Origin of the sequence: Pantoea alhagi, from assembly GCF_002101395.1 — a bacterium.
Lineage (GTDB): Bacteria > Pseudomonadota > Gammaproteobacteria > Enterobacterales > Enterobacteriaceae > Mixta > Mixta alhagi.
In genome coordinates, this window is record NZ_CP019706.1 from 1898763 (window position 1) to 1923845 (window position 25083).

Sequence of the window (25083 nt, forward strand, 5' to 3'; positions counted from 1 at the left end):
TTATGGGCATTCAAATCACATATAAGCTTCTTTGGTAATATTTTTATCTGTGTGAAAAAGCGATATTGTGTGGGAAAGAATAAGATAGACGTGCGTAACGTTGTGGCCATCAGGCGCAGGCAAAAGTGCGCTTATCTATCCGCTTACTGCATATCAAGGGAATCCAGGCATGAACTTATCTGGCAAGGCTCTGCTGTTATTAATGCTGTCTGGTGGGCTACCCACCGCAATGGCTATCGCCGAGCCGCCGGGAGAGCCGGTACAGCGTTTTTTTAAAGGGTGGCAGGTAACCTGCAACAACCTTAACGATTGCGATATCCGTAACGTGGATGAAAATATGCGTATCGTGATCCGTCATCAGGCGGGACCTGAAGGTACTGCCTCGCTGGATATTATGAGCTTTGATGCCGGGAAAGCGGAGGGTGTCTGGCTGGATGGAAAACGTTGGAACCATGCCATAAACCTTTCAGATGCTGATGCGAATAATGATTACGCTAATGCACACAGCGACAGCTTAAGCGATATTCAGGCGCTGGTGACAGCGGCTAAAAATGCCATGACGATTTCCCTGACGTCTGATAATGAGATTACCGGTTCATTAAGCGGCCTGAATGCGGCGCTGCTGTTTGTTGATGAGCGGCAGGGGCGTCTCGGTAATCAAACGGCGCTGTTTAAAACCGGTACTGAGCCAGCCGGGAGCGTGCCATCGCGCGCCTCCGTAGTGCCTTCGTTACCACCTGTGCCGCCCGTTGTGCCATTAGATAACGCCCAGGCGCTGCTTCAAAAAGTGATCGCCAGCCAGCAGCCGGTACTGAAAAGGGAGGAGTGCGAACCTGCTGAAGAGGATATCGCACGCAGCGAGGCGCAACCGCTGGACGCGCAGCATGCTTTAGTGATGATTAACTGCGGCATGGGTGCCTATCAATCTTCCAGCGTACTGTTTATTACGCCGCGCGCCGCACCTGAAAAAGCGCAGCAGCTGGTGTTACCGTTACCGTTACATAACGCGGAAGGCAAGCCCAATAGCGTAAGCTGGTTTACCGAAGTCAGCTACGATCCGCACAGCGGCCAGCTGTTTCATGCTTCGCGTGGTCGCGGCATCGCTGATTGTGGTGAAAGCGCAGCCTGGCGCTATGACGGCAATATATTCCATTTGATGAGCTATAACAGTCAGCCGGGCTGCGACGGTGGTGAACCGGGAGACTGGCCTTCGGTATGGGCTACGCCAGGTTATACCGACAGCGAAAACAGCCGGTAATTGCCCTGTCTCATTGCCGGGTTAGGGAAGGGCAGGGTCAGCAGAGTGAATAAAAAACTGACCCTGGTCAGCGCGTTATTGCCTGACGCCATTACTGTAATTCGTGCAGCCAGCAAGGCAAAGCGCGCCCGTTTAACACTGGAGAATCTCTTCCAAAAAAGATCGGCAACGTGTCATCCGTTACCTTTTATTACGGCGAGCGTCCCAGCCAGCTGTCCCAGTCTTTCCATACCGGCTGTAATCCTGCCCGCGTAAGCGCCGTCGCCACTTCTTGCGGGGTACGGTGATCGTCTGGTGAAAACTGCTCCAGCTGCGGATCGTGATCGGCATAGCCGCCGGGCTGTGTTTTGGAAAAAGCGCTAATGCTGTTGATGGCCAGCGGTACCACACTGTCGCGAAACGCAGGAGATTCCCGCGTCGATAACGTAAGCTCTACTTCCGGCGCAAACAGGCGGAAAGCGCAAATAGTCTGTACCAGTTGGGCTTCGCTCATCAAGGATGCAGGCTCAATCCCGCCAGCACAGGGACGCAGACGCGGGAAAGCAATGGAATAACGGCTCTGCCAGTAAGTTTTTTGCAACCACAGCAAATGCTCCGCCAGCATAAAACAGTCAGTTCGCCAGCTGTCGGAAAGGCCGATCAGCGCGCCAAGTCCGATCTTGTCGATCCCGGCGCGGCCCAGCCGATCCGGTGTTTCCAGCCGAAAGAAAAAGTCCTGCTTATTTCCTTTCAAATGATGTTGCTGATAAATTTTTGGATGGTAGGTTTCCTGATAAACCAGCACGCCATCCAGCCCGATATGTTTCAGCCCCACATATTCCGCTTCCGATAAAGGCTGCACTTCCATCATCAGCGAACTGAAATGTCGCCGGATCTGCGGCAGGTGCTGGTGGAAGTATTCAACGCCTACTTTGGTCTGATGCTCGCCAGTAACCAGCAGCAGATGATCAAAGCCCATGGCGCGGATCGCCTGACATTCGCGTTCGATCTCATCCGCATCGAGCGTTTTACGCTTAATACGGTTACTCATTGAAAAACCGCAATAGGTACAGTCGTTAGCGCACAGATTCGAAAGATAAAGCGGTACGTAAAAACTGACCGTATTACCGAACCGCTGACGCGTCAGGCGTTGAGCTTTCTGCGCCATTGGCTCAAGAAAAGCCGCCGCCGCCGGAGAGAGCAATGCCATGAGATCGTCGCGATCCGGGCACGAGGCGTTTAGCGCCTGCTGCACATCGGCGGCGGTTTTGCTGTGAATACGCAGGCGGATATCATCCCAGTCAAGCTGTCGCCAGCGTTCGATAAAATCCTTCATTGGGCGCCCTCCGATTGACTGAGAAAAGCGGTCAGCGGACTGGATGGCGCTGCCTGTGGCTGGCTGGCACCAAGGCCGCTTTGGTGTGCAATGCGGCCGGCTTCAACAGCGAGACGAAATGCCCGCGCCATTTCTACCGGGGAACGCGCCACGGCAATCGCTGTATTTACCAACACCGCATCCGCACCCATTTCCAGCGCTTCACTGGCATGACTGGGCGCGCCGATTCCGGCATCAATAACCACTGGCACTTTCGCCTGTTCGATAATAATGGCCAGCAGGTCGCGGGTTTTTAACCCCTGATTGCTACCGATAGGTGCCCCCAGCGGCATGACAGCGGCGCATCCCACCTCTTCCAGCCTTTTGCACAACACCGGATCGGCGCTGCAGTAGGGCAGCACGGTAAAACCTTCTCTGACCAGCTGCTGCGCCGCCTTCAGCGTTTCAATCGCGTCCGGCAGCAGATAACGCGCATCGGGGTGGATTTCCAGCTTCAGCCAGTGGGTACCAAGCGCTTCGCGCGCCAGGCGGGCGGCAAATATGGCTTCTTCTGCGGTTTTCGCTCCTGAGGTATTTGGCAACAGCTGTACGCCCAGCGCCTGCAGCGGCGCAAGAATGCCATCATCGCCGCCGCGTAAGTCGAGACGTTTCATTGCCATGGTCACCAGCTGTGAGCCAGAGGCGCGAATTGCCTCAAGCATCAATGTGGGCGTGGCGAATTTTCCGGTACCGGTAAACAGGCGAGAAGAAAATTGTTTATCTGCTATCTGTAACATATCAGCCTCCGGCTATTGCCTGAAAAATCACCACAACATCCCCTTCGCATAACGTATGCTGTGACCAACTGCCACGCGGTATTATCTGTTGATTAACCGCCAGCGCAGTGCCAGCAGGCTGGCACGCCAGCTGATCCAACAGTTGATCCAGCGTAAGCGGGGAGTCCAGCGTCAGCGCCTCATCATTAACGACGATTTTCATTTATCGCCTCCGCAAACCGGACAATGCGGATCGGGAGTGAGGCTCAGGGTACGCCAGGTTTGTTGACGACCATCAAACAGACGCAGTTGCCCATCCAGCGCGGAGGAGAGGCCAGCCAGCATTTTCAGCGCCTCAAGCGCCTGTAACGTTCCGATTGTGCCCACGACCGGGCCAAGTACGCCGGCGGTACGGCAGTTACGCTGAGGTTCGCTGTTGTCTGGCCAGAGACAGCGATAGCAGCCATGTCGCCAGGGCGGTGAGATCACCAGCAGCTGTCCGCTGAAACCAACGGCGCTTCCGCTGATCAGCGGCGTATTGGCCGCGACGCAGGCGGCATTAACCGCATGACGGGTGGTCATATTATCACTACAGTCCAGCACCAGATTCACCTGCGGCACCCAGTGTGCCAGCTGTTCAGCATCCATTCTTTCCTGCAGGGCGATAGTTTCCACTTGTGGATTAAGGGATTGCAGTTGATACTGGGCCAGTGACGCTTTCGCTTTACCGCAGTCGGCGCTGCGATAGAGGATTTGTCGCTGTAAGTTGCTGATATGCAAAATATCATCATCAGCCAGCAGCAGCTTGCCAACGCCCGCCGCCGCCAGCCATAGCGCGGCAGGCGCGCCAAGACCGCCAAGGCCGACAATCAGTACGCTGGCCTGTTGCAGCTTCTGTTGGCCCTCTACGCCAAATTCTTCCAGCAAAAGCTGGCGGCTGTAACGCAGGAAATCGCGATCGTTAATCATCATCCTCGTCTCCCGCACCAGCCAGCGCCAGCAATTTTTGGGTGGCGTCGCGCCAGTCGGCAGCCTGTGTAATTGCGCTGACCACCGCTATGCTGCCGACGCCGCAGGCCAGCACAGCAGGCGCGCGTTCAAGGCTAATGCCGCCGATGGCGACGGTAGGGATGTTTTCCAGCCGTGCCAGATGGCGTTTTAACTGCTCCAGGCCCTGAGGAGAAGAGGGCATTAGCTTGGTTTGCGTTGGGAAAATATGGCCCAGGGCAATATAGGAGGGCTTCACGGCCAGTGCCCGATCGATTTCCTCGTCATCATGCGTAGAAATGCCAAGACGCAGGCCAGCGTGACGAATTGCCTGCAAATCGGCGACATCCAGATCTTCCTGTCCCAGATGAACGCCGTAAGCATGGTGTTTAATCGCCAACTGCCAGTAATCATTAATAAACAGCCGCGCCTGGTACGTTTTGCCTAACGCGATAGCCTGTTGCACAATTGGCTCTACTTCGGCGTCAGGCTGGTCTTTGATGCGTAGCTGTAAGGTACGCACGCCCGCATCCAACAGACGCGCTATCCATTCCAGACTATCGACAACAGGATAGAGACCAAGCCGGTGGGGCGTTGCAGGAAAAGGCTGGATCATGCTTTTTCCTCCGGGCGGAGCGCATCAGCAGGATGATAAAGCTCACTGCCACGCTGACGAAATGCCTGTGACATCTCAGCCATGCCCACTTCAATCGGCTGCGCCTCAGCCTGCTGTTTTGCCGCGTAATCGCGCACTTCCTGCGTGATTTTCATTGAGCAGAATTTCGGACCGCACATCGAACAGAAATGTGCGACCTTGCCCGATTCCTGCGGCAGTGTTTCATCGTGATAAGCGCGAGCGGTATGCGGATCGAGTGCAAGATTAAACTGATCTTCCCAACGGAATTCAAAACGCGCTTTTGACATGGCGTTATCGCGGATCTGCGCGCCGGGATGACCTTTCGCCAGATCGGCGGCGTGTGCGGCGATCTTATAGGTAATCAGGCCTTGCTTAACATCCTCTTTATTCGGCAGGCCCAGATGCTCTTTCGGCGTGACGTAGCAGAGCATCGCACAGCCAAACCAGCCAATCATGGCGGCGCCGATACCGGAGGTGAAATGGTCATAGCCGGGGGCGATATCGGTGGTCAACGGGCCGAGCGTGTAAAAAGGCGCTTCGTGGCAGTGCTCCAGCTGCTCGGTCATATTGCGTCGGATCATCTGCATTGGCACATGTCCCGGTCCTTCAATCATCACCTGAACGTCATACTCCCAGGCAATTTTGGTCAGCTCGCCCAGCGTATGCAGTTCGGCAAACTGCGCTTCATCATTGGCATCCTGGATCGAGCCGGGACGTAGCCCATCGCCCAGCGACAGAGAAACATCATAGGCGGCACAAATTTCACAGATTTCGCGGAAGTGCTCATACAGAAAGCTCTCCTGATGATGGGAGAGGCACCACTTAGCCATAATCGAGCCGCCGCGCGAAACGATACCGGTCAGACGTTTTGCCGTCATTGGCACATAGCGCAACAGCACCCCCGCGTGGATAGTAAAATAGTCCACGCCCTGTTCCGCCTGCTCCAGCAGGGTATCGCGGAACAGTTCCCAGGTCAGGTTTTCCGCAATGCCGTTGACCTTTTCCAGTGCCTGATAAATTGGAACCGTACCAATCGGCACCGGGCTGTTACGCAAGATCCATTCGCGCGTTTCATGAATATAACGTCCGGTAGAGAGATCCATCACGGTATCCGCGCCCCAGCGGGTGGACCAAACCAGCTTTTCAACCTCTTCTTCAATAGAGGAGCTGACGGCAGAGTTGCCGATATTGGCATTCACCTTAACCAAAAAGTTACGGCCAATAATCATTGGCTCTGCTTCGGGATGGTTGATATTGGCAGGGATAATCGCGCGGCCTGCGGCAACCTCCTGGCGCACAAATTCCGGTGTGATGTTTTCCGGCAGCTGAGCGCCAAAGCTGTGGCCAGGATGCTGCTGGAGCAGAACTTCGCTACGAATACGTTCGCGGCCCATGTTTTCCCGCAGGGCGATAAATTCCATTTCCGGCGTGATGATACCCTGACGGGCATAGTGCAGTTGGGTAACACGGCGGCCAGCTTGCGCGCGGCGCGGACGCGGCAGGTTATCAAAGCGCAAATGATCAAGCCCTTCATCTTTCAGGCGCAGCTGGCTGTAGCTGGAGCTAAGTTCTGTCTGTTCGGTATCAGCACGTTGCTCAATCCAGGCGCTGCGCAGGCGCGGCAACCCCTTGTGCACATCGATAGTTGCTTCGGGATCGCCATACGGGCCAGCCGTATCGTAAACCGGAACCGGCTCGTTATCTTCATAGACTGGCGCGGTTTTATCACCGCCGATCAACGTTGGGCTCAACTGGATTTCACGCATCGGTACGCGAATGTCGGGGCGGCTGCCCTGGATCCAGATACGCTTTGAATTAGGAAATGCGGTTCCCTGCAGAGAGGCAATAAATTGTTGCGCCTGGGCGCGCTGTTCACGACGGTTTGGTTTAGCAGACATAGCAAACTCCAGATAAAGGAACATTGCTTGTCCGGAGCTCGGAAGGAGTAACGACACGGCGTCAATACGGATTGACGCCGTGAGATGATCTGTACTCTTGTTCCCTTCGCAGGTTCTAACCTGATCAGGTTCCGCGGATCCCGAATTAACGGTCTCAGCCTAAAAGGCACTCCGACAAGAAGAAAATCGCGCTGCAGACAGGCTGCTGGCGACACCTCGCACGCGTTATGTTGCGACAAGGTTATAAAAAAGCCCCTTCAGCATAAAGGGGCGTTGGCAAAACTACAAGAGGTATACCCGTCATACTTCACGTTGCTGGTGCGTTGGCTTTCCTCGCTCGCCCCAGTCACTTACCGGTGTAAGCTTCTGGGGACTCACTGCGTCGCTACCTGCCCGCAACGCGAATTATTTAGGGTATACCCGTCATACTTCACGTTGCTGGTGCGTTGGCTTTCCTCGCTCACCCCAGTCACTTACCGGTGTAAGCTCCTGGGGACTCACTGCGTCGCTGCCTGCCCGCAACGCGAATTATTTAGGGTATAAAAAATGATTAACGGTTACGCCGGACGTGCCAGCGCCTGATCGTTAGCCGCAGCCAGCGCAGCTAAATTGTTCTCAAAGGCCAGTTGGATCAGTTTATCTTCCAGCGTGAAGCGCGCTTCCAGCGCTTCGCCCACTTCAGATAGCGCCTGCTGGAACTCCATGCAGTTATCATGATCGATAGCTGCTTCAAAATGGGTATCGTAAAGCTGCATGATTTGTTCAGTATTACCCTGCAGCGCAGGATAGATTTGTGCAGCAGCCAGCAACGGGCTGTCGCCAGTCATCTCTTCGATAATGCGTTCATAAACATTGAAATGGCCGGTAGAAAGATAGTCCACCAGATTCTGACAAAAATTGTCGAGCGCCTTTTCATCAAGGGCGGTGAGAGACTCTTTGTTCGGTTTGATGCCAACAACCTGATAATAAGCAACCAAAAGCTGCCTGCGCGCATTAAGCCAAAGGTCTACCAGTTCATTACTGCCACCTACGCGCTCGGTCAGAACGTCTAACTGGTTAAGCATGTTTGTCTCCGTGAGTTATAGTCTTACCGCTACTTATACTTAACATCAGTACAGAGGCTGTGTCCCGTATCCGTTCCACTTTTAAGAATAATTACGGCCCCAGTCACAAAAGTGCTGAAGCAAAGGATGACTTTTTTATGGAACGTGCGATCAAAAGCGTAGACGCTGGCTGGTGGGTTGTCAGCCACGAACAAAAAATTTGGTTGCCAAACGGTGAATTACCGTACGGTACGGCAGAAAATTGTGGTCTGGTGGGATCGCAGGGCGCGATTATCGGCGAATGGCAGGGCGACCCGGTCTGGTTGATCCGTGAGAACCGTCACGATCAGATGGGATCGATACGACAAATTATCGATATCGATAGCGGGCTGTTTCAGTTGGCAGGTCGCGGCGTACAGCTGGCTGAGTTTATTCGTTCACATCGTTATTGCGGCTACTGCGGTCATGAAATGCATCTCAGCAGTCGTGAAAATGCCTGCCTCTGCGGCCATTGCCGACAGCGTTACTATCCGCAAATCGCTCCCTGCATTATTGTCGCCATCCGGCGTGACGATAAAATTTTGCTGGCGCAGCATGCAAGCCATCGCAACAGTATTTACACCGTGCTGGCGGGGTTTGTTGAAGTTGGCGAAACGCTGGAGCAGGCGGTGGCGCGTGAAGTTATGGAGGAGAGCAGCGTGCGGGTGAAAAATCTGCGCTATGTCACCTCTCAGCCCTGGCCCTTTCCTCATTCGCTGATGATGGCGTTTATGGCGGAATATGAAGGAGGCGAACTGCAAATCGATAATAACGAGCTGATCGATGCCGACTGGTTTCGTTATGACGCTCTGCCGCAGTTGCCTCCAGCTGGCACCGTTGCCCGCCGCCTGATTGAAGATACGGTAGCGCTCTGTCGCGCAGCGGATGAATAGTTGTGTTTGATATCAATCAGGCAGGCGGAAACTTTACGCAGAAATTGTAAACGATGAACGTCCGCTATGAGCGAAAAGCGGACGTTGAATGCTCGAAGATTGATTGCATCCTTCTGGTTTACCTGTGCAGGCATACCGTAAACGAATTATCACAAGATGAGCCATTGCCAGATAAACATATCTGAATTAATGAATATATGATTGACTCACAGATTGCAGGCAGCGAGAATGTCTTCAATTCCGGACTCAGGAGTCATCATGCCTCAATTTCAGCCTCTTCAGCTTTTCAAAAATCTCTCTGATGAAACACGACTCAGTCTGGTGCTGCTGTTGCGCGAAAAAGGAGAGCTTTGCGTCTGTGAACTCACGTCAATGCTGAAAGAAAGTCAGCCTAAAATTTCCCGGCATCTGGCGTTACTCAGAGACGCCGGTCTGCTTATCGACAGGCGTGACGGCAAGTGGATTTATTATCGGTTATCACCACACATGCCCGCCTGGGCTGCTGCGGTGATTGAGCAGGCTTACCTGTGTCAGCGCGATGACATTCTGCAACTCAGTCAGCAGGCTGAAAGGAATAACGCGACCACCAACGGCAAGCCTGTCTGCATTTAAAAATTTACCCAAACACATATGATTTTTCATACTTGTTGGCAGGGCTATCTTTAGTCCGGTTTGCAGGCTTTATATCCAAAGGAGAAAGTATGTTTCTGGCAGGCGCTATATTCGTCCTGACACTGGTGCTGGTTATCTGGCAGCCAAAGGGACTCAGTATTGGCTGGAGTGCGGTTATCGGGGCCGCGCTGGCGCTGCTGACCGGCGTGGTGCATATCGGTGATATTCCGGTTGTCTGGCAGATTGTCTGGAACGCCACGGCCACGTTTATCGCGGTTATTATCATCAGCCTGCTGCTTGATGAGTCTGGCTTTTTTGAGTGGGCTGCACTGCACGTTTCCCACTGGGGAAGCGGCAGAGGCAGGCTGCTTTTTACGTATATTGTTCTGCTGGGCGCAACGGTAGCGGCACTGTTCGCCAATGATGGAGCGGCGCTTATCCTGACGCCAATCGTCATTGCTATGCTGCTGGCGTTGGGCTTTAGCCCCGGCGCCACGCTGGCGTTTGTGATGGCGGCAGGCTTTATCGCGGACACATCCAGCCTGCCGCTCATCGTATCGAACCTGGTCAACATCGTGACGGCGGACTTTTTTAAGTTGGGGTTCAGCGAATATGCATCTGTCATGGTGCCGGTAAATATCGCGTCCGTGGCGGTCACGCTGGTTATGCTTCACCTCTTCTTCCGTAAAGACCTCCCGGTCACTTATGACCTGGCGAAACTGAAGGTGCCACGGGAAGCCATTCGTGACATGCGAACTTTTAAAGCCGGATGGCTGGTCCTGCTCCTGCTGCTGGCCGGTTTTTTTGCCCTGGAGCCGCTCGGCGTTCCGGTCAGTCTGGTGGCTGCGGTGGCGGCATTTATTCTGTGGCTTGTTGCCCGGAAAGGGCACGTAATTGACACCCGTTAATTGACACCCGTAAAGTGCTGAAGGGCGCGCCCTGGCAGATCGTCATCTTCTCGCTGGGTATGTATCTCGTGGTGTATGGCCTGCGCAACGCCGGGCTGACGGATTACCTCTCAGCCATCCTGAACCGGTTTGCAGAGCACGGCGTCTGGGGTGCCACGCTCGGCACCGGTTTTTTGACGGCCTTTCTGTCATCGGTGATGAACAACATGCCTACCGTCCTGGTCGGTGCCCTGTCCATTGATGGCAGCACGGCTCAGGGCGCGGTGAAGGAGGCGATGATTTACGCCAACATCATCGGCTGCGATCTCGGCCCGAAAATCACACCCATCGGCAGCCTGGCGACCCTGCTGTGGCTGCACGTTCTGGCGCAGAAAAACATCACCGTCAGCTGGGGCTACTACTTCCGCGTGGGCATTGTGATGACCCTGCCGGTGCTTTTTGTGACGCTGGCCGCGCTGGCCCTGCGCCTGTCTGTTTAACCTTAACCCCGGGGCTGCGTCTGCGCAGCCCCGTAACGGAGTACCGTTTATGACTGATATCACTATTTACCACAACCCGGCCTGCGGAACGTCCCGTAATACTCTGGCGCTTATCCGCAACAGTGGCGTGGAGCCAACAGTGATTTTGTATCTGGAGACGCCACCATCCCGCGACGAGCTTAAAAAGCTGATAGCTGATATGGGTATCAGCGCACGCGCCCTGCTGCGTAAAAATACAGAGCCGTATGAGCATCTGGGGCTGGCAGAAGACCGGTTCAGCGATGATGAACTGCTGAATGCGATGCTGGCTCACCCCATCCTCATCAACCGCCCGGTGGTCGTGACGCCGCTCGGCACAAGGCTCTGTCGTCCGTCTGAAGCGGTTCTGGACATTCTGCCTGACCGGCAGCAGAAAGCGTTTACGAAAGAGGACGGCGAAAAAGTCATTGATGAACACGGAAACCGGATCAGCCACTAATTTTTCAGCGTGCTGCCGACAGGAAGGGAGACGCAAAAACAGAAGCCGGCAGATGCCGGCTTTTTTCATATACTGCGCTGATTAACCCGCTCAGACAGCTGCGCGGCACTCTCTTTCCTTTCGCTGTAGCGATCGGTCAGGTAGTCACTGCGCCCGCGCGTCAGCAGAGTGAACTTCATCAGCTCCTCCATTACGTCCACGATGCGGTCGTAGTAAGGCGAAGGCTTCATGCGACCATCTTCATCAAATTCGGCCCAGGCTTTTGCCACGGATGACTGATTCGGGATAGTGATCATACGCATCCAGCGCCCCAGAATGCGCATCTGGTTAACGGCGTTGAAAGACTGCGAGCCGCCGCTGACCTGCATGACGGCCAGGGTTTTCCCCTGCGTCGGGCGGACCGCCCCTGACGTCAGCGGTATCCAGTCAATCTGCGCCTTCATGATGCCGGTCATGGCGCCGTGACGCTCCGGTGAGCACCAGACCATGCCTTCCGACCAGAGAACCAGCTCGCGCAGCTCCTCAACTTTCGGGTGCGTCTCCGGAGCGTCGTCGGGCAGCGGCAGGCCGGACGGGTTAAAAATTTTCACTTCGGTACCCATTGCCGTCAGCAGCCGGGCCGCCTCTTCCGTGGTGAGACGGCTGTATGAGCGTTCCCGCAGCGAGCCGTAGAGCATCAGAATGCGGGGCGGGTGTGCTACTTCTTTGGCACGCAGTTTCTCTTCCGTCAGCGGCGCGTCCAGAAGCGCGAGGTCAATGTTTTTCAGGGTATCTTTGATGTTGTTCACAATGAGGTCTCTTCGTGAGTCGTCGCGGGTGACAGCCTGCAGCTGCCGCCTGCGCAGCATTCTTCTGTAAGAAAGGCCATCAGCTGTTCAAGCTGCGCATAGCACGGTCTGCAGAACAGGGTGCGGCTCTGCCGTTCCTGGTTGATCAGGCCGGCGGACATCAGCGCAGAAAGGTGATGGCTGAGCGTGGAGGCCGGAATGCCGAGGCGCTTCTGCAGTTCGCCGACCGGCAGGCCATCATGGCCCGCCTTAACCAGCTCCCGATAAATGCTCAGGCGCGTTGGGTGTCCTAACTCACGGAGTGCATTTGCTGCAGTGTTTAAATCCATATCTCCTCCAAAACTATACTTCCAGAATAATAGAAATAATGATGGAGTCAAACAGGCGCGAAATCTTTGTATTTGAGCAATCGTCAAGGCTGATTGTCCGCTTATGGCACATAGCGGACATTAGTATCAGTATCCTGATGGCCCCTCCGGCTCTCTGCCGTTACGGATCGTTGAGCCTCACTCCGCTAACCTGCAAAGTCGGTATCAACGTTGAATATTCCCTGACGTGGAGCCACCCGGCGGGAAAGGAACAATTGTAATTCCCCATCCTTTCCTGCTCAAAGAATAACCTCCCTCGCTTTCAGCGAAATATCAGAGACTGATGAGCGGCGGCGCCTGTGCGCGCGCCGTCGCCGACGGCAATGGCCACGTTGCCTGCGGCAACCGCCGCATCCCCGCAGGCAAATACGCCGGGAACGTTCGTTTCGCGCATCGCATCCACCTTAATAAACTCTCCGGTTGGCCCTGCTTCCAGCTCACATCCGAGCTGAACGGCTAAAGGAGAACTCAGGCGTGTCCGGGGCTGAATAAACAGCCCGGCAAGCCTGATTATTCGCCCGCTGGCGAGGGTGATATCAGCCTGATCTTCCCCGATGGACAAAACCGGCTCGGCTTCTACCGTTACGCCACGTCGGGCCAGCTGGGCGAGCTGCGCGGCATCCGGTGTGTAGGCCTCATTGAGGAACAGCGTGGTTGGCCCCCAGTCCGGCAGCATCAACGCCTGATGGATAGCCAGCGGCGATGATGCCAGCACGCCGATCATTCCGCCGTTCAGTTCATACCCGTGGCAATAGGGACAGTGAAAAACCTTCTTTCCCCACAGCGCGGTCAGGCCAGGGAGGGCCGGCAGCTCATCCTTCACACCCGTCGCCAGAATCAGGCGGCGCGCCGCAAAAGACTGCCCGGATCCGACAACGATGGCATAGCCCTCTTGCTCCGCTTTTGCATGGATGGCGGTGTCCGTCACCCATTCGACCGTGGGATAGGCCATCAGCTGCTCGCGCGCCTTACTGGCTATCGCGCCGGGATGCTCTCCGTCCTGCCCCAGAAAGCCGTGCGAGCTGTAAGCAAAGCGGTTGCGGCGTTGCCCTGCATCGATGATCAAAATCTGCCGGCGCGCCCGTGCGAGCTGCAGGCCTGCGGAAATACCGGCGTAGCTGCCGCCGACGATAATCGTGTCATAAACCATTTTGCTCTCCTGAGATCTGCAACGGCCGGGTGAGTTTCGATACAACATAAGTTACTTGATAATGGGGTGTCAATACTTTCGTAACTTATACTGTTTCGAGTTATGCTCATCGCCCGTTCTTCAGGAAGCGATCGACATGAGAAATGACACCCGTCTCTCCCGCATGCTGCACGTATTGATCCACATGTCCCGGCATGACCGGCCCGCCACGTCGGATACCATCGCGGAGATGCTTAATACCAACCCAGTGGTGGTGCGGCGCACCATGGCGCTGCTGAAAGAAAAGGGCTATGTGCGTTCGGAAAAAGGCCATCGGGGTGGCTGGACGCTAGCGAAGCCGCTGGCGGATATCACCCTGCTGGACATTCATAAGGCGCTGGGCTCCTCTTCACTGTTCGCGATCGGCTTGTCGACCGATCATCCGGAGTGCCTGGTCGAGCAGGCGGTGAACGCCGCGTTAACCGAAGCGTTCGACGCGGCGCAGGCGCTGCTGTTGAAACGACTCGAAAGCGTCACCCTGGCAGAGTTAGCCGGCGATTTTGAACGCCGCTATCTGACGCGTTGAGTGTGTCTGCGGGAGCGGGCTGAGGACCTGTTGATGTCTGCTCCTGACCTGAACCGGTCAGAACCCCTGTTTCCCCGTGCGCCAGCCGTTTTAACTGAACGCCGTGAATCAGGATCGATGGCCCTGGACAGCATCTGGCTGTACGGACGGGCCGGATCGCCAATCCGGCGAAAAAACCGTCCGCCGAGCAGGGCGGCGTGGCTGCCAGCGGCTGAAGATAACGGACTGAAACGCCGCCATGCAGGCTGCGGCTATCTGGCCAGGGGGCTTTTATCCACCAGCGCATCCGGCAGCGTGCTGCGCTGCCGGAACCACGCCGCGAAAAAGCCGATAATAATGCAGAATTCGGCGATATCGCCGCCGTAATACATCCACTGCGCGGCCGCCTGTATCTCTGCAAGGCTGGCAGCGGTGCCGTGCGGGTAGCCGTAGCCGTACATCAGTTTACCGAGAATGGCATGCGCGGCCGTGGCCAGGAAGATGACCAAAAGCCGTACCGATCTCGGCGGACGATGGGGCGCAGGATCAGGCCCGGCGACCGACCAGGTAAACAGGTAGCCAGAGAGGACAAAATGCAGATGAAGAAAAACAAACAGGACAGGACTGGCCATACTCAGCGCGTAAAAGGGGGTGAGATAAAGCAGATACATCCCGCCAATATCTAAAAAGGCAGCGGTAACCGGATGGATTAAAAATCGCACCGGCTGGGTACGCAGGATAGTCATGATGCTGCGTGCCCGCTGCGCGGATACGCTGCGCAGCAAAAGCGAGCCAGGTGCGCCAAATACCAGTCCAAGCGGCCCAAACATCCCCAGACAGAGATGCTGCAGCATGTGACCCCGTAAATCGTGATGCGCCCAGTCAGCCAGAGGCGGCAACACAGCTGCCACGATCACAAGTGTGCCGGCCGTAAAGCTGGCCAGGTGCCAGAGGCTCCATCGGGCGGTGCGGCGCAGCCGCACCGCGGCCAGCAGATAAAAGCAGAGCAGGATGAGAGGCAGGATGCCCAGAAGCAGCCACAGCGCGGCTGAAGGGTGTCCTCCTGAATGATGCATCATCGGATCCACTGGCTACCTTCCCGTCTCAAGACGCGCTGCCGCCCGCGCGCGGCGATAAAGGAGAATGCCCGCCGCGATGAACAGCAGACCAAACGCGTTCCAGACAAGGTCGTAGAGCCATAGGTTATCGACATAGCGGATCTGATGCAGTTTGAGCAGCTTATGGTCGACAATACCGTCAAACAGCTGAAAAGCGCCCAGGCCCAAAATGAAGCCCGCCCATGCTGCGGTGAGATCAAGTCGTCTGCGGCTGCGTAGATCGGCAAACATAAAAAAGCCGAGTACAAAAAAGATCAGCTCGCCTGAATGCAGCAGGCCGTCCGAAAGCAGGCTGAACGCTGGCGTGCCCCAGTCAAAAAAGTGATGCCAGGCAAGGATCTGATGAAAAATGATTTCATCAATCGCCGCCATCATGCCGATGCCAAGCGGAAGAGTGGCGATGAAAGAACGTTTCAGGTCGGACTGCGGAACGGGAATCGAAGGCGGCACGGTGCTCTCCTGAGAAAATCAAAACGCCGGAACAGGAAGCGTAGCTGAAATTCACCGATACCCGATCGGTTGCCCTGAGCCGCCACGCGGTTGCCGCTGGCGCAGGCTACGGCCAGGCACCTAATCTGGCCGACGATTAACTGACTGAATTGCAAAAGACGTGGCTAAATAAGGCATCATTCCTCCGCAGTAGGTTGAGTGATTTAATTTTAGGCTCAATTCAGTCTGGTTAATTAAGCTACTCTCGTTTGACTAATACAAAGGGATTAGGGACATGTCCGTTTCTGGCACGAAGCGGACATTAGCTCCAGTCCCCAGCACCAGTTGCAAGCATTCGTTTATAACGTCAATTTTTAAGGCGACAAAGATTCTGATTAAAGATCGGCTGCCCTAAGGTCTGCTCGGGTTGTAGCGCACAGCCGAAAGTACAGACATATACAACATTGAACGGATATCAGATCGACTGCCCCATATCATTTTGCGCCCGCTGAAACTCCCACTATCCCTGGAGTAAGGACATAACCTAATAAGAGCACTTATCTTACGACGATCAAGCGTTCCCGGTTCAGGCATCTGAGTCAGTAATGCGCCATGGCAAACTTGCTTAACCGGTGAGAATAACTGCTACACTAGGCGCCTGTATTTGAGAGAGCCTTATGATGAGCGAATTAAAAAACGATCGTTACCTGCGTGCCCTGTTACGCCAGCCGGTAGATGTAACGCCGGTATGGATGATGCGTCAGGCTGGACGCTATCTGCCGGAATACAAAGCCACGCGCGCGCAGGCTGGCGATTTTATGTCGCTGTGCAAGAATGCCGAGCTGGCCTGTGAAGTGACTCTGCAGCCGCTGCGTCGCTATCCTCTGGATGCGGCGATTCTCTTTTCTGACATCTTAACGATTCCCGATGCGATGGGGTTAGGGCTGTTTTTTGAAGCGGGCGAAGGTCCGCGCTTTGCCTCCCCGATCACCTGCCGTGCCGATGTGGATAAATTGCCGGTGCCCGATCCGGAACAGGAACTGGGCTATGTGATGAATGCGGTACGCACCATCCGTAAAAATCTACAGGGTGCGGTGCCATTGATCGGCTTCTCCGGCAGCCCGTGGACGCTGGCTACCTATATGGTGGAAGGCGGCAGCAGCAAAGCCTTTACGAAAATCAAAAAAATGATGTATGCCGAGCCGGCAACGCTGCATGCCATGCTGGATAAGCTGGCGGACAGCGTTACGCTCTACCTTAATGCGCAAATTCGTGCCGGTGCCCAGTCGGTAATGATTTTTGACTCCTGGGGCGGCGTATTGACCGGCGCGGATTACCAGGAATTTTCGCTGCACTACATGCATAAGATTGTTGACGGCCTGATCCGTGAAAATGACGGACGTCGCGTGCCGGTAACCCTGTTTACCAAGGGCGGCGGTCAATGGCTGGAAGCGATGGTGGCTACCGGCTGTGATGCGCTGGGACTGGACTGGACCATTGATATTGCCGATGCGCGTCGTCGCGTCGGAGACAAAGTGGCGCTGCAGGGCAATATGGATCCGTCTATGCTTTATGCATCGCCTGCACGTATTGAGCAGGAAGTGGCCGCAATCCTTGCTGGTTTTGGAGAGGGTAACGGGCACGTATTTAATTTAGGACATGGCATCCATCAGGATGTGCCGCCTGAGCATGCAGGCGCATTTGTGGAGGCGGTGCATCGGCTGTCACGTCCTTATCACAAGGAGTAGATATGGATATACAGGCATTACGAGCCGAACAGCTACAGCACGCCGCAGAAGTGGTGCGTCATGATGATTTCGATGTGATGCCGCCGCGCCTGATTGGCGGCGCGGACGTTGGGTTTGAGCAGGGTGGCGACGTTACGCGCGCTGCCATGGTTATACTTGAATATCCTTCGCTAAAGCTTATCGAATATAAGGTGGCGCGCATCGCCACCATCATGCCTTATATCCCAGGCTTCCTTTCTTTCCGCGAATATCCGGCGCTGCTGGCAGCATGGGAACTGCTGGAGCAGAAACCCGATCTGCTGTTTGTCGATGGTCATGGTATTTCGCATCCACGGCGGCTCGGCGTAGCCAGCCACTTCGGCATGCTGGTGGATGTACCGACCATCGGCGTGGCCAAACGTCGCCTGTGCGGACGCTTTGAGCCGCTCGATGAAGAACCGGGCTCGCAGCAGCCGCTAATGGATAAAGGCGAGAAAATTGGTTGGGTCTGGCGCAGTAAAAAACGCTGCAATCCGCTGTTTGTGTCTACCGGCCATCGCGTCAGCATCGATACCGCTTTGCAGTGGGTGCAAAACTGTATGGCTGGCTACCGTCTGCCGGAGCCGACGCGCTGGGCTGACGCCGTTGCATCAGAGCGCACGGCCTTTCTACGCTGGCAGGAGGGTTAGCCGTGCCGGAAGGTTTCTTTTGCGTTACACTGCCGCCAGAATGATGCTAAAGAGACCTTATCATGTTACGTAACCCCATCCATCTGCGCCTCGAAAAGCTGGAAAGCTGGCAGCATGTTACCTTTATGGCCTGCCTGTGCGAGCGCCTCTATCCCAACTACTGGGCTTTTTGCCAGCAGACCCAGTTTGCTGACGCGCAGCTTTACCGACGCATTCTCGATCTGATCTGGGAATCGCTGACGGTAAAGGATGCCAAAATCAATTTCGACAGCCAGCTGGAAAAACTCGAAGAAGCGATTCCGCTGGCGGACGATTTCGAGGTGTACGGTGTTTATCCTGCGATTGACGCTTGCGTCGCGTTAAGCGAGCTGCTGCATTCGCGTTTGAGTGGGGAGACGCTGGTGCATGCGATTGAAGTTAGCGAGACCTCCATTACCACGGTAGCGATGCTGGAAATGACCCATGCTGGTCGCGAAATGACCGATGAAGAGCTGGGCGCGCTCCCGGCGATTGAAGAAGAATGGGACGAGCAGTGGGAGATTTTTCGCCTGCTGGCAGCCTGTGAAGAGCGAGACCTGGATCTGATAAAAGGACTGCGTTCTGACCTGCGAGAAGCAGCGATTAGCAACATTGGTATAAAAATAGAGCAATAACGCGATAAAACGTGACTTCACGCCTGAATTGTCGTGCCTAAAGGCTTCACATCCGCCCCCTGTCTGGTCTACATTTGGGGGGCTGAAAAATGTGGCTATCGGTGCGTGCAGGCTGAAGGGTGTCAGAATCTGGCTATTCCCTCGCACTCGATGCTTAGCAAGCGATAAATACACTGTAAGGATAACTTATGAACAAGACTCAACTGATTGATGTAATTGCAGAGAAAGCGGATCTCTCCAAGTCCCAGGCTAAAGCTGCGCTGGAATCCACCCTGGCTGCAATTACCGAGTCTCTGAAAGATGGTGATGCTGTACAACTGGTTGGTTTTGGTACTTTTAAAGTTAACCACCGTGCTGAGCGCACTGGCCGCAACCCGCAGACTGGTAATGAAATCAAAATTGCTGCTGCTAACGTACCGGCATTCGTATCTGGTAAAGCACTGAAAGACGCCGTTAAGTAATCGCGTTGCAGTGAAAGGTTTAACGAGGGCGGCAATTATTGTCGCCCTTTTGTTTTTTTGTCGTCTGTTGTAAACACGGAGCATCATGAAGCGGCTATTTGCACTTCTGACGTTACTGCTGGCAGGCTGTAGCTCACAGCCCTCGCTGCCTGACTTTACCGCCAGCGGCTATCTGGCCGATCGCGGCGCGGTACGCATCTGGCGTAAGAATCATCAGGATAGTGTGCATATGCTGACGGTCTTTAAGCCGTTTCAGGAAGGCGCTACCGTCTTTACCCGCTATGGGTGGCAGGATGGCAATCTTATCAGTATTGAACGCCATCTTAAGGATGCCCGGCCAGATGATGTGACGTTGCGTTTTGACGGCGATGGCAGCCTGAGCTTTATGCAGCGACAGCTGGCGGGACGCCGCGAGGCGGTCAGCGAACAAGCCGTTGAACTCTATAAATTTGATGCGCAGCGCATGTTAAAGATTAGCGATGCGCTGCTGGCCGGGCGTGTACTGTTGAAGCAGGGACGCTGGCAGGGTAACGACACGCTGCAAACCTGTCAGGGCGAGCAGGTCAAGCCGATGCTGGATGAGAACGAATGGCGAAGAATAGAGCAGCTTCAGCATCAGACAGGAGCTAAGGTCAGCGTCGCCTGGCTGGAAGCGCCTGCGGGCACGCAGCTGTTGGAGGTGTCAACGGAGGATGACTGCCAGTGGGAACCGCAAGAAGCGGACTTTTAGTCAGGCGTGAAGCGCGGCTCCGCCGGAACAGCGGAACCGCAGCAGAGATTATTTCCGTCCGATAGCGCGATAGCCGATATCACGACGGCAGAAGCTACCATCCCATGAAACAGACGTTGCCAGCTCATAGGCGCGACGCTGTGCCGCAGCGACATCGGCACCAAGCGCCGTTACGCAAAGTACGCGCCCGCCGTTGGTGGTAACCAGATCATTTTCCAGACGCGTTCCGGCATGGAAAATTTTACCATCGGCTACTTCTTCCAATGGCAGGCCGTGGATCACATCGCCGGTGCGGTAGTCGCCAGGATAACCGCCAGCGGCCAATACCACGCCCAGCGCCGGACGCTCATCCCACAGCGACTCTGTTTCATCCAGTTTGCCTTCGCAGGCAGCCAGACAGAGCTCAACCAGGTCTGACTGCAGGCGCAGCATGATTGGCTGCGTTTCCGGATCGCCAAAGCGGCAGTTAAATTCAATGACTTTCGGCTGACCATCCTGGCCAATCATCAACCCGGCATACAGGAAACCGGTATAGACATTGCCTTCTGCAGCCATGCCGCGCACGGTTGGCCAGATAACCTCATCCATCACGCGCTGGTGGATGTCCGCCGTAACGACCGGAGCAGGGGAGTAAGCGCCCATGCCGCCAGTATTGGGGCCGGTATCGCCATCGCCTACACGTTTATGATCCTGGCTGGTCGCCATTGGCAAGACATGCTCACCATCCACCATCACGATAAAGCTGGCCTCTTCGCCATCAAGAAACTCTTCTACCACGATACGGTGCCCGGCATCGCCAAAGGCATTGCCCGCCAGCATATCCCGCACTGCGGCTTCCGCTTCTTCCAGCGTCATGGCAACGATCACGCCTTTACCGGCTGCCAGACCGTCCGCTTTAATCACAATCGGCGCGCCTTTAGCGTGGACATACTGCAGCGCCAGCTCAACGTCGGTAAAGTTTTGGTATTCCGCTGTAGGGATCTGGTGACGCGCCAGGAAATCTTTAGTAAAAGCTTTAGAGCCTTCCAGTTGGGCGGCCGCTTTCGTGGGGCCAAAAATTTTCAGTCCCGCTTTACGGAAAGCATCGACCACGCCTTTTACCAGCGGCGCTTCAGGGCCAACGATGGTTAAATCTATTTTTTCGCTCTGCGCGAAAGCGAGTAAGGCCGGGATATCGGTAGCTGCGATATCAATATTCTGTAGCGCAGGCTCCAAAGCGGTACCCGCGTTGCCCGGCGCGACAAAGACGCGATCCGCCAGGGGAGACTGAGCCGCTTTCCATGCCAGCGCATGCTCGCGGCCGCCGTTACCAATGATCAAGATATTCATTTATGACTCTCCAGGCGATTAATGACGGAAATGACGCATATCGGTAAAGATCATCGCGATACCGTGTTCGTCTGCGGCGGCAATCACTTCATCATCGCGAATTGAGCCGCCCGGCTGGATAACGCAACTAACGCCAACGGCGGCAGCGGCATCAATGCCGTCACGGAACGGGAAGAAAGCATCAGAGGCCATAGCGGAACCTTTTACTTCCAGCCCTTCGTCTCCAGCTTTGATACCGGCAATCCTGGCGGAATAGACGCGGCTCATCTGACCGGCGCCAATGCCGATGGTCATATTGTCGCGCGCATATACGATGGCGTTGGATTTAACAAACTTGGCGACTTTCCAGCAGAACAGGGCATCACGCAGCTCCTGTTCTGTTGGCTGACGTTTAGAGACCACGCGCAGCTGGCTACGGTCTACCATGCCTAAATCGCGATCCTGTACCAGCAGGCCGCCATTAACGCGTTTGAAATCCAGGCCGCCTACACGCTGCTGCCAGGTACCGCAGGTCAGTACACGAACGTTCTGTTTTGCCGCTGTGATCTGCAGGGCCGCGTCGCTGGCAGAAGGCGCAATAATCACTTCAACAAACTGACGGCTAATAATTGCCTGTGCAGTCGCTTCGTCCAGTTCGCGGTTAAAGGCGATAATGCCGCCAAAAGCGGAGGTAGGATCGGTTTTGAACGCGCGCTCGTAGGCTTCCAGCAGAGAGCCGCCGACCGCCACGCCACAGGGGTTGGCATGCTTAACGATAACGCAGGCAGGTTCGTCAAACTCTTTCACGCACTCCAGTGCGGCATCGGTATCGGCAATATTATTATAGGAGAGCGCTTTGCCCTGCAATTGATGAGCAGTAGCGACGGAAGCTTCCTTAATCTCTTCTTCAATATAGAAAGCGGCCTGCTGATGGCTGTTCTCGCCGTAGCGCATGTCCTGCTTTTTAATGAAGTTCAGATTTAAGGTGCGCGGGAAGCGGCCTGAAGGCGCATTGGTCTCGCCATGATAAGCCGGTACCAGGCAACCGAAGTAGTTAGCAATCATACTGTCATAGGCAGCGGTATGTTCAAATGCCTTGATAGCGAGATCGAAGCGGGTAGCAAAGGTTAATGCATTTTCGTTAGCATCCAGCTCGGCAACGATCGCCTGATAGTCGCTGCTTTTAACGACGATCGCCACGTCCTTATGGTTCTTGGCCGCCGAGCGCACCATGGTCGGCCCGCCAATATCGATATTTTCTACCGCATCTTCCAGCGTACAGCCTTCACGCGCGACGGTCTGAGCAAAGGGATAAAGATTAACCACGACCATATCAATTGGCGCGATCTGATGCTGACTCATGATCTCATCATCCTGCCCGCGACGTCCGAGAATGCCACCGTGTACTTTCGGATGCAGAGTTTTAACGCGTCCATCCATCATTTCCGGGAAACCGGTGTAATCAGAAACTTCGGTAACCGGCAGGCCAGCGTCAGCCAGCAGGCGAGCGGTGCCGCCAGTGGAGAGAAGCTCGACGCCTCTTTGAGAAAGAGCCTGAGCGAATTCGACGATACCGGCTTTATCAGACACGCTGAGCAGAGCGCGGCGTACAGGACGACGTTGTTGCATGGTGGTTTTATCCCTTGGCTTTGGTTCGCAAGTAAAGAGCGTTACATCAAGCTTAACAGGCCTTTTATAAAGGTAAGCTTCAGGTAACGCCCCATCAGGGGCATTAATAACGTCGGCTGGCATTGTAGCGAAAACGTTTGCGCGATGCTCGCCTAAATTAGAATCCAGCTGCTACGTGCATAAATCTGTGGATAACTGCGTATAAACCGGGCTTTTGCTGGGGATTGCAGCAAACAGTCATTTTTTTGCAATTTAGCGGTTGCAGGCAGCGGAGAACTCCCTATAATGCGCCTCCATCGACACGGCACAACGGCTTACGCCACGCGGTGTTGAGCGGTTCAGCGAAGTCTGAATCGCCGGAGAAAAACTTCTGAAAAAAGGGGTTGACTCTGAAAGAGGAAAGCGTAATATACGCCACCTCGCGACAACGGCACGAAGCGCCGGTCGCACTGCTCTTTAACAATTTATCAGACAATCTGTGTGGGCACTCACGGACGGGATATCGCAAAAACTATTGCAGTATCAAGTCTCAGAGTGAACACGTAATTCATTACGACGTTTTTCTTTGAGCATCAGACTTTTAAATTGAAGAGTTTGATCATGGCTCAGATTGAACGCTGGCGGCAGGCCTAACACATGCAAGTCGAACGGTAACAGAGAGCAGCTTGCTGCTCTGCTGACGAGTGGCGGACGGGTGAGTAATGTCTGGGGATCTGCCCGATGGAGGGGGATAACCACTGGAAACGGTGGCTAATACCGCATAACGTCGCAAGACCAAAGTGGGGGACCTTCGGGCCTCACACCATCGGATGAACCCAGATGGGATTAGCTAGTAGGTGGGGTAACGGCTCACCTAGGCGACGATCCCTAGCTGGTCTGAGAGGATGACCAGCCACACTGGAACTGAGACACGGTCCAGACTCCTACGGGAGGCAGCAGTGGGGAATATTGCACAATGGGCGCAAGCCTGATGCAGCCATGCCGCGTGTATGAAGAAGGCCTTCGGGTTGTAAAGTACTTTCAGCGGGGAGGAAGGGAGCGAGGTTAATAACCTGGTTCATTGACGTTACCCGCAGAAGAAGCACCGGCTAACTCCGTGCCAGCAGCCGCGGTAATACGGAGGGTGCAAGCGTTAATCGGAATTACTGGGCGTAAAGCGCACGCAGGCGGTCTGTCAAGTCGGATGTGAAATCCCCGGGCTCAACCCGGGAACTGCATTCGAAACTGGCAGGCTAGAGTCTTGTAGAGGGGGGTAGAATTCCAGGTGTAGCGGTGAAATGCGTAGAGATCTGGAGGAATACCGGTGGCGAAGGCGGCCCCCTGGACAAAGACTGACGCTCAGGTGCGAAAGCGTGGGGAGCAAACAGGATTAGATACCCTGGTAGTCCACGCCGTAAACGATGTCGACTTGGAGGCTGTGAGCTTGACTCGTGGCTTCCGGAGCTAACGCGTTAAGTCGACCGCCTGGGGAGTACGGCCGCAAGGTTAAAACTCAAATGAATTGACGGGGGCCCGCACAAGCGGTGGAGCATGTGGTTTAATTCGATGCAACGCGAAGAACCTTACCTGGCCTTGACATCCACGGAATTCTGCAGAGATGCGGAAGTGCCTTCGGGAACCGTGAGACAGGTGCTGCATGGCTGTCGTCAGCTCGTGTTGTGAAATGTTGGGTTAAGTCCCGCAACGAGCGCAACCCTTATCCTTTGTTGCCAGCGATTCGGTCGGGAACTCAAGGGAGACTGCCGGTGATAAACCGGAGGAAGGTGGGGATGACGTCAAGTCATCATGGCCCTTACGGCCAGGGCTACACACGTGCTACAATGGCGCATACAAAGAGAAGCGACCTCGCGAGAGCAAGCGGACCTCATAAAGTGCGTCGTAGTCCGGATCGGAGTCTGCAACTCGACTCCGTGAAGTCGGAATCGCTAGTAATCGTGGATCAGAATGCCACGGTGAATACGTTCCCGGGCCTTGTACACACCGCCCGTCACACCATGGGAGTGGGTTGCAAAAGAAGTAGGTAGCTTAACCTTCGGGAGGGCGCTTACCACTTTGTGATTCATGACTGGGGTGAAGTCGTAACAAGGTAACCGTAGGGGAACCTGCGGTTGGATCACCTCCTTACCATGCTGAATCCCGGCCGTGAAGTGCTCACACAGATTGTCTGATGAAATGTACGAGCAAGGC

Annotated in this window: 25 protein-coding genes, 1 rRNA gene, 1 pseudogene and 1 riboswitch; of the genes and pseudogenes, 12 read left to right on the forward strand and 15 right to left on the reverse strand. The window is 55.0% G+C overall.

The genetic code is table 11. The features are described from left to right. Positions 1 to 169 precede the first annotated feature (169 nt). A complete protein-coding gene (locus B1H58_RS08905) occupies positions 170 to 1258 on the forward strand; it encodes a DUF1176 domain-containing protein (RefSeq protein ID WP_085069551.1) in 1089 nt (362 codons plus the stop codon). A gap of 190 nt (positions 1259 to 1448) precedes the next feature. Here the strand turns inward: B1H58_RS08905 and thiH are convergent, their stop codons facing one another. From thiH to rsd, 7 genes are all read right to left on the reverse strand, one after another. Then, entirely contained in the window at positions 1449 to 2573 is a 1125-nt protein-coding gene (thiH, locus tag B1H58_RS08910; RefSeq protein WP_085069553.1) for a 2-iminoacetate synthase ThiH, read from the reverse strand. Beyond that, positions 2570 to 3349 carry a thiazole synthase gene (locus B1H58_RS08915; protein WP_085069555.1) on the reverse strand — a complete coding sequence of 260 codons (780 nt, stop codon included), beginning with the start codon at positions 3347 to 3349 and terminating at the stop codon, positions 2570 to 2572. The genes thiH and B1H58_RS08915 overlap by 4 nt, the downstream gene beginning before the upstream one ends. Position 3350: 1 nt before the next feature. Continuing rightward, positions 3351 to 3551 carry a sulfur carrier protein ThiS gene (gene thiS / locus B1H58_RS08920; protein ID WP_085069557.1) on the reverse strand — a complete coding sequence of 67 codons (201 nt, stop codon included), beginning with the start codon at positions 3549 to 3551 and terminating at the stop codon, positions 3351 to 3353. Beyond that, a complete protein-coding gene (locus tag B1H58_RS08925) occupies positions 3548 to 4297 on the reverse strand; it encodes a HesA/MoeB/ThiF family protein (protein ID WP_085072267.1) in 750 nt (249 codons plus the stop codon). Before B1H58_RS08925 ends, thiS begins: the two co-directional genes overlap by 4 nt. Next, entirely contained in the window at positions 4290 to 4931 is a 642-nt protein-coding gene (gene thiE, locus B1H58_RS08930; protein WP_085069559.1) for a thiamine phosphate synthase, read from the reverse strand. The genes B1H58_RS08925 and thiE overlap by 8 nt, the downstream gene beginning before the upstream one ends. Continuing rightward, on the reverse strand, positions 4928 to 6850 hold the full coding sequence (thiC, locus tag B1H58_RS08935; protein ID WP_085072268.1) for a phosphomethylpyrimidine synthase ThiC: 1923 nt from the start codon (positions 6848 to 6850) through the stop codon (positions 4928 to 4930). The genes thiE and thiC overlap by 4 nt, the downstream gene beginning before the upstream one ends. Before the next feature lie 84 nt (positions 6851 to 6934). Then, positions 6935 to 7034, reverse strand: a riboswitch (TPP riboswitch). A 373-nt stretch (positions 7035 to 7407) separates the two neighbouring features. Further along, the gene (rsd, locus tag B1H58_RS08945) at positions 7408 to 7914 is read right to left on the reverse strand and encodes a sigma D regulator (RefSeq protein WP_085069563.1); all 507 of its coding nucleotides are present in this window, start codon (positions 7912 to 7914) and stop codon (positions 7408 to 7410) included. Positions 7915 to 8051: 137 nt separating this feature from the next. On the opposite strand from rsd, the gene nudC reads away from it, so the two are divergent. From nudC to arsC, 4 genes and pseudogenes are all read left to right on the forward strand, one after another. Beyond that, positions 8052 to 8825, forward strand: a complete 774-nt coding sequence (gene nudC / locus B1H58_RS08950; protein WP_085069565.1) for an NAD(+) diphosphatase — start codon at positions 8052 to 8054, stop codon at positions 8823 to 8825. Between the two features lie 258 nt (positions 8826 to 9083). Continuing rightward, positions 9084 to 9437, forward strand: coding sequence for a metalloregulator ArsR/SmtB family transcription factor (locus B1H58_RS08955; protein ID WP_007749371.1), 354 nt, complete (start codon positions 9084 to 9086; stop codon positions 9435 to 9437). A gap of 89 nt (positions 9438 to 9526) precedes the next feature. Then, positions 9527 to 10824 (forward strand): annotated as a pseudogene (locus tag B1H58_RS08960) (arsenic transporter). Positions 10825 to 10873: 49 nt separating this feature from the next. Next, positions 10874 to 11302, forward strand: a complete 429-nt coding sequence (gene arsC / locus B1H58_RS08965; protein WP_085069567.1) for a glutaredoxin-dependent arsenate reductase — start codon at positions 10874 to 10876, stop codon at positions 11300 to 11302. Between the two features lie 65 nt (positions 11303 to 11367). Here arsC and arsH read toward each other — a convergent pair whose 3' ends face one another. The 3 genes from arsH to B1H58_RS08980 form a co-directional block, all read right to left on the reverse strand. Then, entirely contained in the window at positions 11368 to 12060 is a 693-nt protein-coding gene (gene arsH, locus B1H58_RS08970) for an arsenical resistance protein ArsH (protein WP_237172486.1), read from the reverse strand. Positions 12061 to 12086: 26 nt separating this feature from the next. Continuing rightward, positions 12087 to 12419: an ArsR/SmtB family transcription factor gene (locus tag B1H58_RS08975; RefSeq protein WP_085069570.1), complete on the reverse strand. Its 333-nt coding sequence runs from the start codon at positions 12417 to 12419 to the stop codon at positions 12087 to 12089. Positions 12420 to 12720: 301 nt separating this feature from the next. After that, positions 12721 to 13608 carry an NAD(P)/FAD-dependent oxidoreductase gene (locus B1H58_RS08980; protein ID WP_085069572.1) on the reverse strand — a complete coding sequence of 296 codons (888 nt, stop codon included), beginning with the start codon at positions 13606 to 13608 and terminating at the stop codon, positions 12721 to 12723. Between the two features lie 136 nt (positions 13609 to 13744). On the opposite strand from B1H58_RS08980, the gene B1H58_RS08985 reads away from it, so the two are divergent. Then, positions 13745 to 14173: an Rrf2 family transcriptional regulator gene (locus B1H58_RS08985; protein WP_085069573.1), complete on the forward strand. Its 429-nt coding sequence runs from the start codon at positions 13745 to 13747 to the stop codon at positions 14171 to 14173. A gap of 251 nt (positions 14174 to 14424) precedes the next feature. Here B1H58_RS08985 and B1H58_RS08990 read toward each other — a convergent pair whose 3' ends face one another. The 3 genes from B1H58_RS08990 to B1H58_RS09000 form a co-directional block, all read right to left on the reverse strand. Further along, a complete protein-coding gene (locus tag B1H58_RS08990; protein WP_237172464.1) occupies positions 14425 to 15231 on the reverse strand; it encodes a cytochrome c oxidase assembly protein in 807 nt (268 codons plus the stop codon). Between the two features lie 12 nt (positions 15232 to 15243). After that, a complete protein-coding gene (locus B1H58_RS08995) occupies positions 15244 to 15720 on the reverse strand; it encodes a DUF2243 domain-containing protein (protein WP_237172465.1) in 477 nt (158 codons plus the stop codon). Between the two features lie 390 nt (positions 15721 to 16110). Then, entirely contained in the window at positions 16111 to 16302 is a 192-nt protein-coding gene (locus B1H58_RS09000; protein ID WP_257788826.1) for an IS110 family transposase, read from the reverse strand. Between the two features lie 77 nt (positions 16303 to 16379). Here B1H58_RS09000 and hemE point away from each other — a divergent pair, with 77 nt between their 5' ends. From hemE to B1H58_RS09025, 5 genes are all read left to right on the forward strand, one after another. Then, complete coding sequence (hemE, locus tag B1H58_RS09005) at positions 16380 to 17447, forward strand: uroporphyrinogen decarboxylase (RefSeq protein WP_085072270.1); 1068 nt, start codon at positions 16380 to 16382, stop codon at positions 17445 to 17447. Between the two features lie 2 nt (positions 17448 to 17449). Then, positions 17450 to 18115 (forward strand): deoxyribonuclease V, encoded by a 666-nt coding sequence (nfi, locus tag B1H58_RS09010; protein ID WP_085069577.1) that lies wholly within the window; start codon positions 17450 to 17452, stop codon positions 18113 to 18115. Positions 18116 to 18177: 62 nt separating this feature from the next. After that, the gene (locus B1H58_RS09015) at positions 18178 to 18768 is read left to right on the forward strand and encodes a YjaG family protein (RefSeq protein ID WP_085069579.1); all 591 of its coding nucleotides are present in this window, start codon (positions 18178 to 18180) and stop codon (positions 18766 to 18768) included. A gap of 188 nt (positions 18769 to 18956) precedes the next feature. Next, positions 18957 to 19229 carry a nucleoid-associated protein HU-alpha gene (gene hupA, locus B1H58_RS09020; protein WP_085069581.1) on the forward strand — a complete coding sequence of 91 codons (273 nt, stop codon included), beginning with the start codon at positions 18957 to 18959 and terminating at the stop codon, positions 19227 to 19229. 85 nt (positions 19230 to 19314) lie between these two features. Further along, the gene (locus B1H58_RS09025) at positions 19315 to 19959 is read left to right on the forward strand and encodes a DUF1481 domain-containing protein (protein ID WP_085069583.1); all 645 of its coding nucleotides are present in this window, start codon (positions 19315 to 19317) and stop codon (positions 19957 to 19959) included. A gap of 48 nt (positions 19960 to 20007) precedes the next feature. On the opposite strand, the gene purD is transcribed toward B1H58_RS09025, so the two are convergent. Together purD and purH are read right to left on the reverse strand one after the other, a co-directional pair. Next, positions 20008 to 21288: a phosphoribosylamine--glycine ligase gene (gene purD / locus B1H58_RS09030; RefSeq protein WP_085069585.1), complete on the reverse strand. Its 1281-nt coding sequence runs from the start codon at positions 21286 to 21288 to the stop codon at positions 20008 to 20010. Between the two features lie 18 nt (positions 21289 to 21306). Then, on the reverse strand, positions 21307 to 22896 hold the full coding sequence (gene purH / locus B1H58_RS09035; protein WP_085069587.1) for a bifunctional phosphoribosylaminoimidazolecarboxamide formyltransferase/IMP cyclohydrolase: 1590 nt from the start codon (positions 22894 to 22896) through the stop codon (positions 21307 to 21309). A gap of 582 nt (positions 22897 to 23478) precedes the next feature. Between purH and B1H58_RS09045 the strand changes: the two genes are divergently transcribed. After that, positions 23479 to 25020: ribosomal RNA gene (locus tag B1H58_RS09045) — 16S ribosomal RNA — on the forward strand. Positions 25021 to 25083 lie beyond the last annotated feature (63 nt).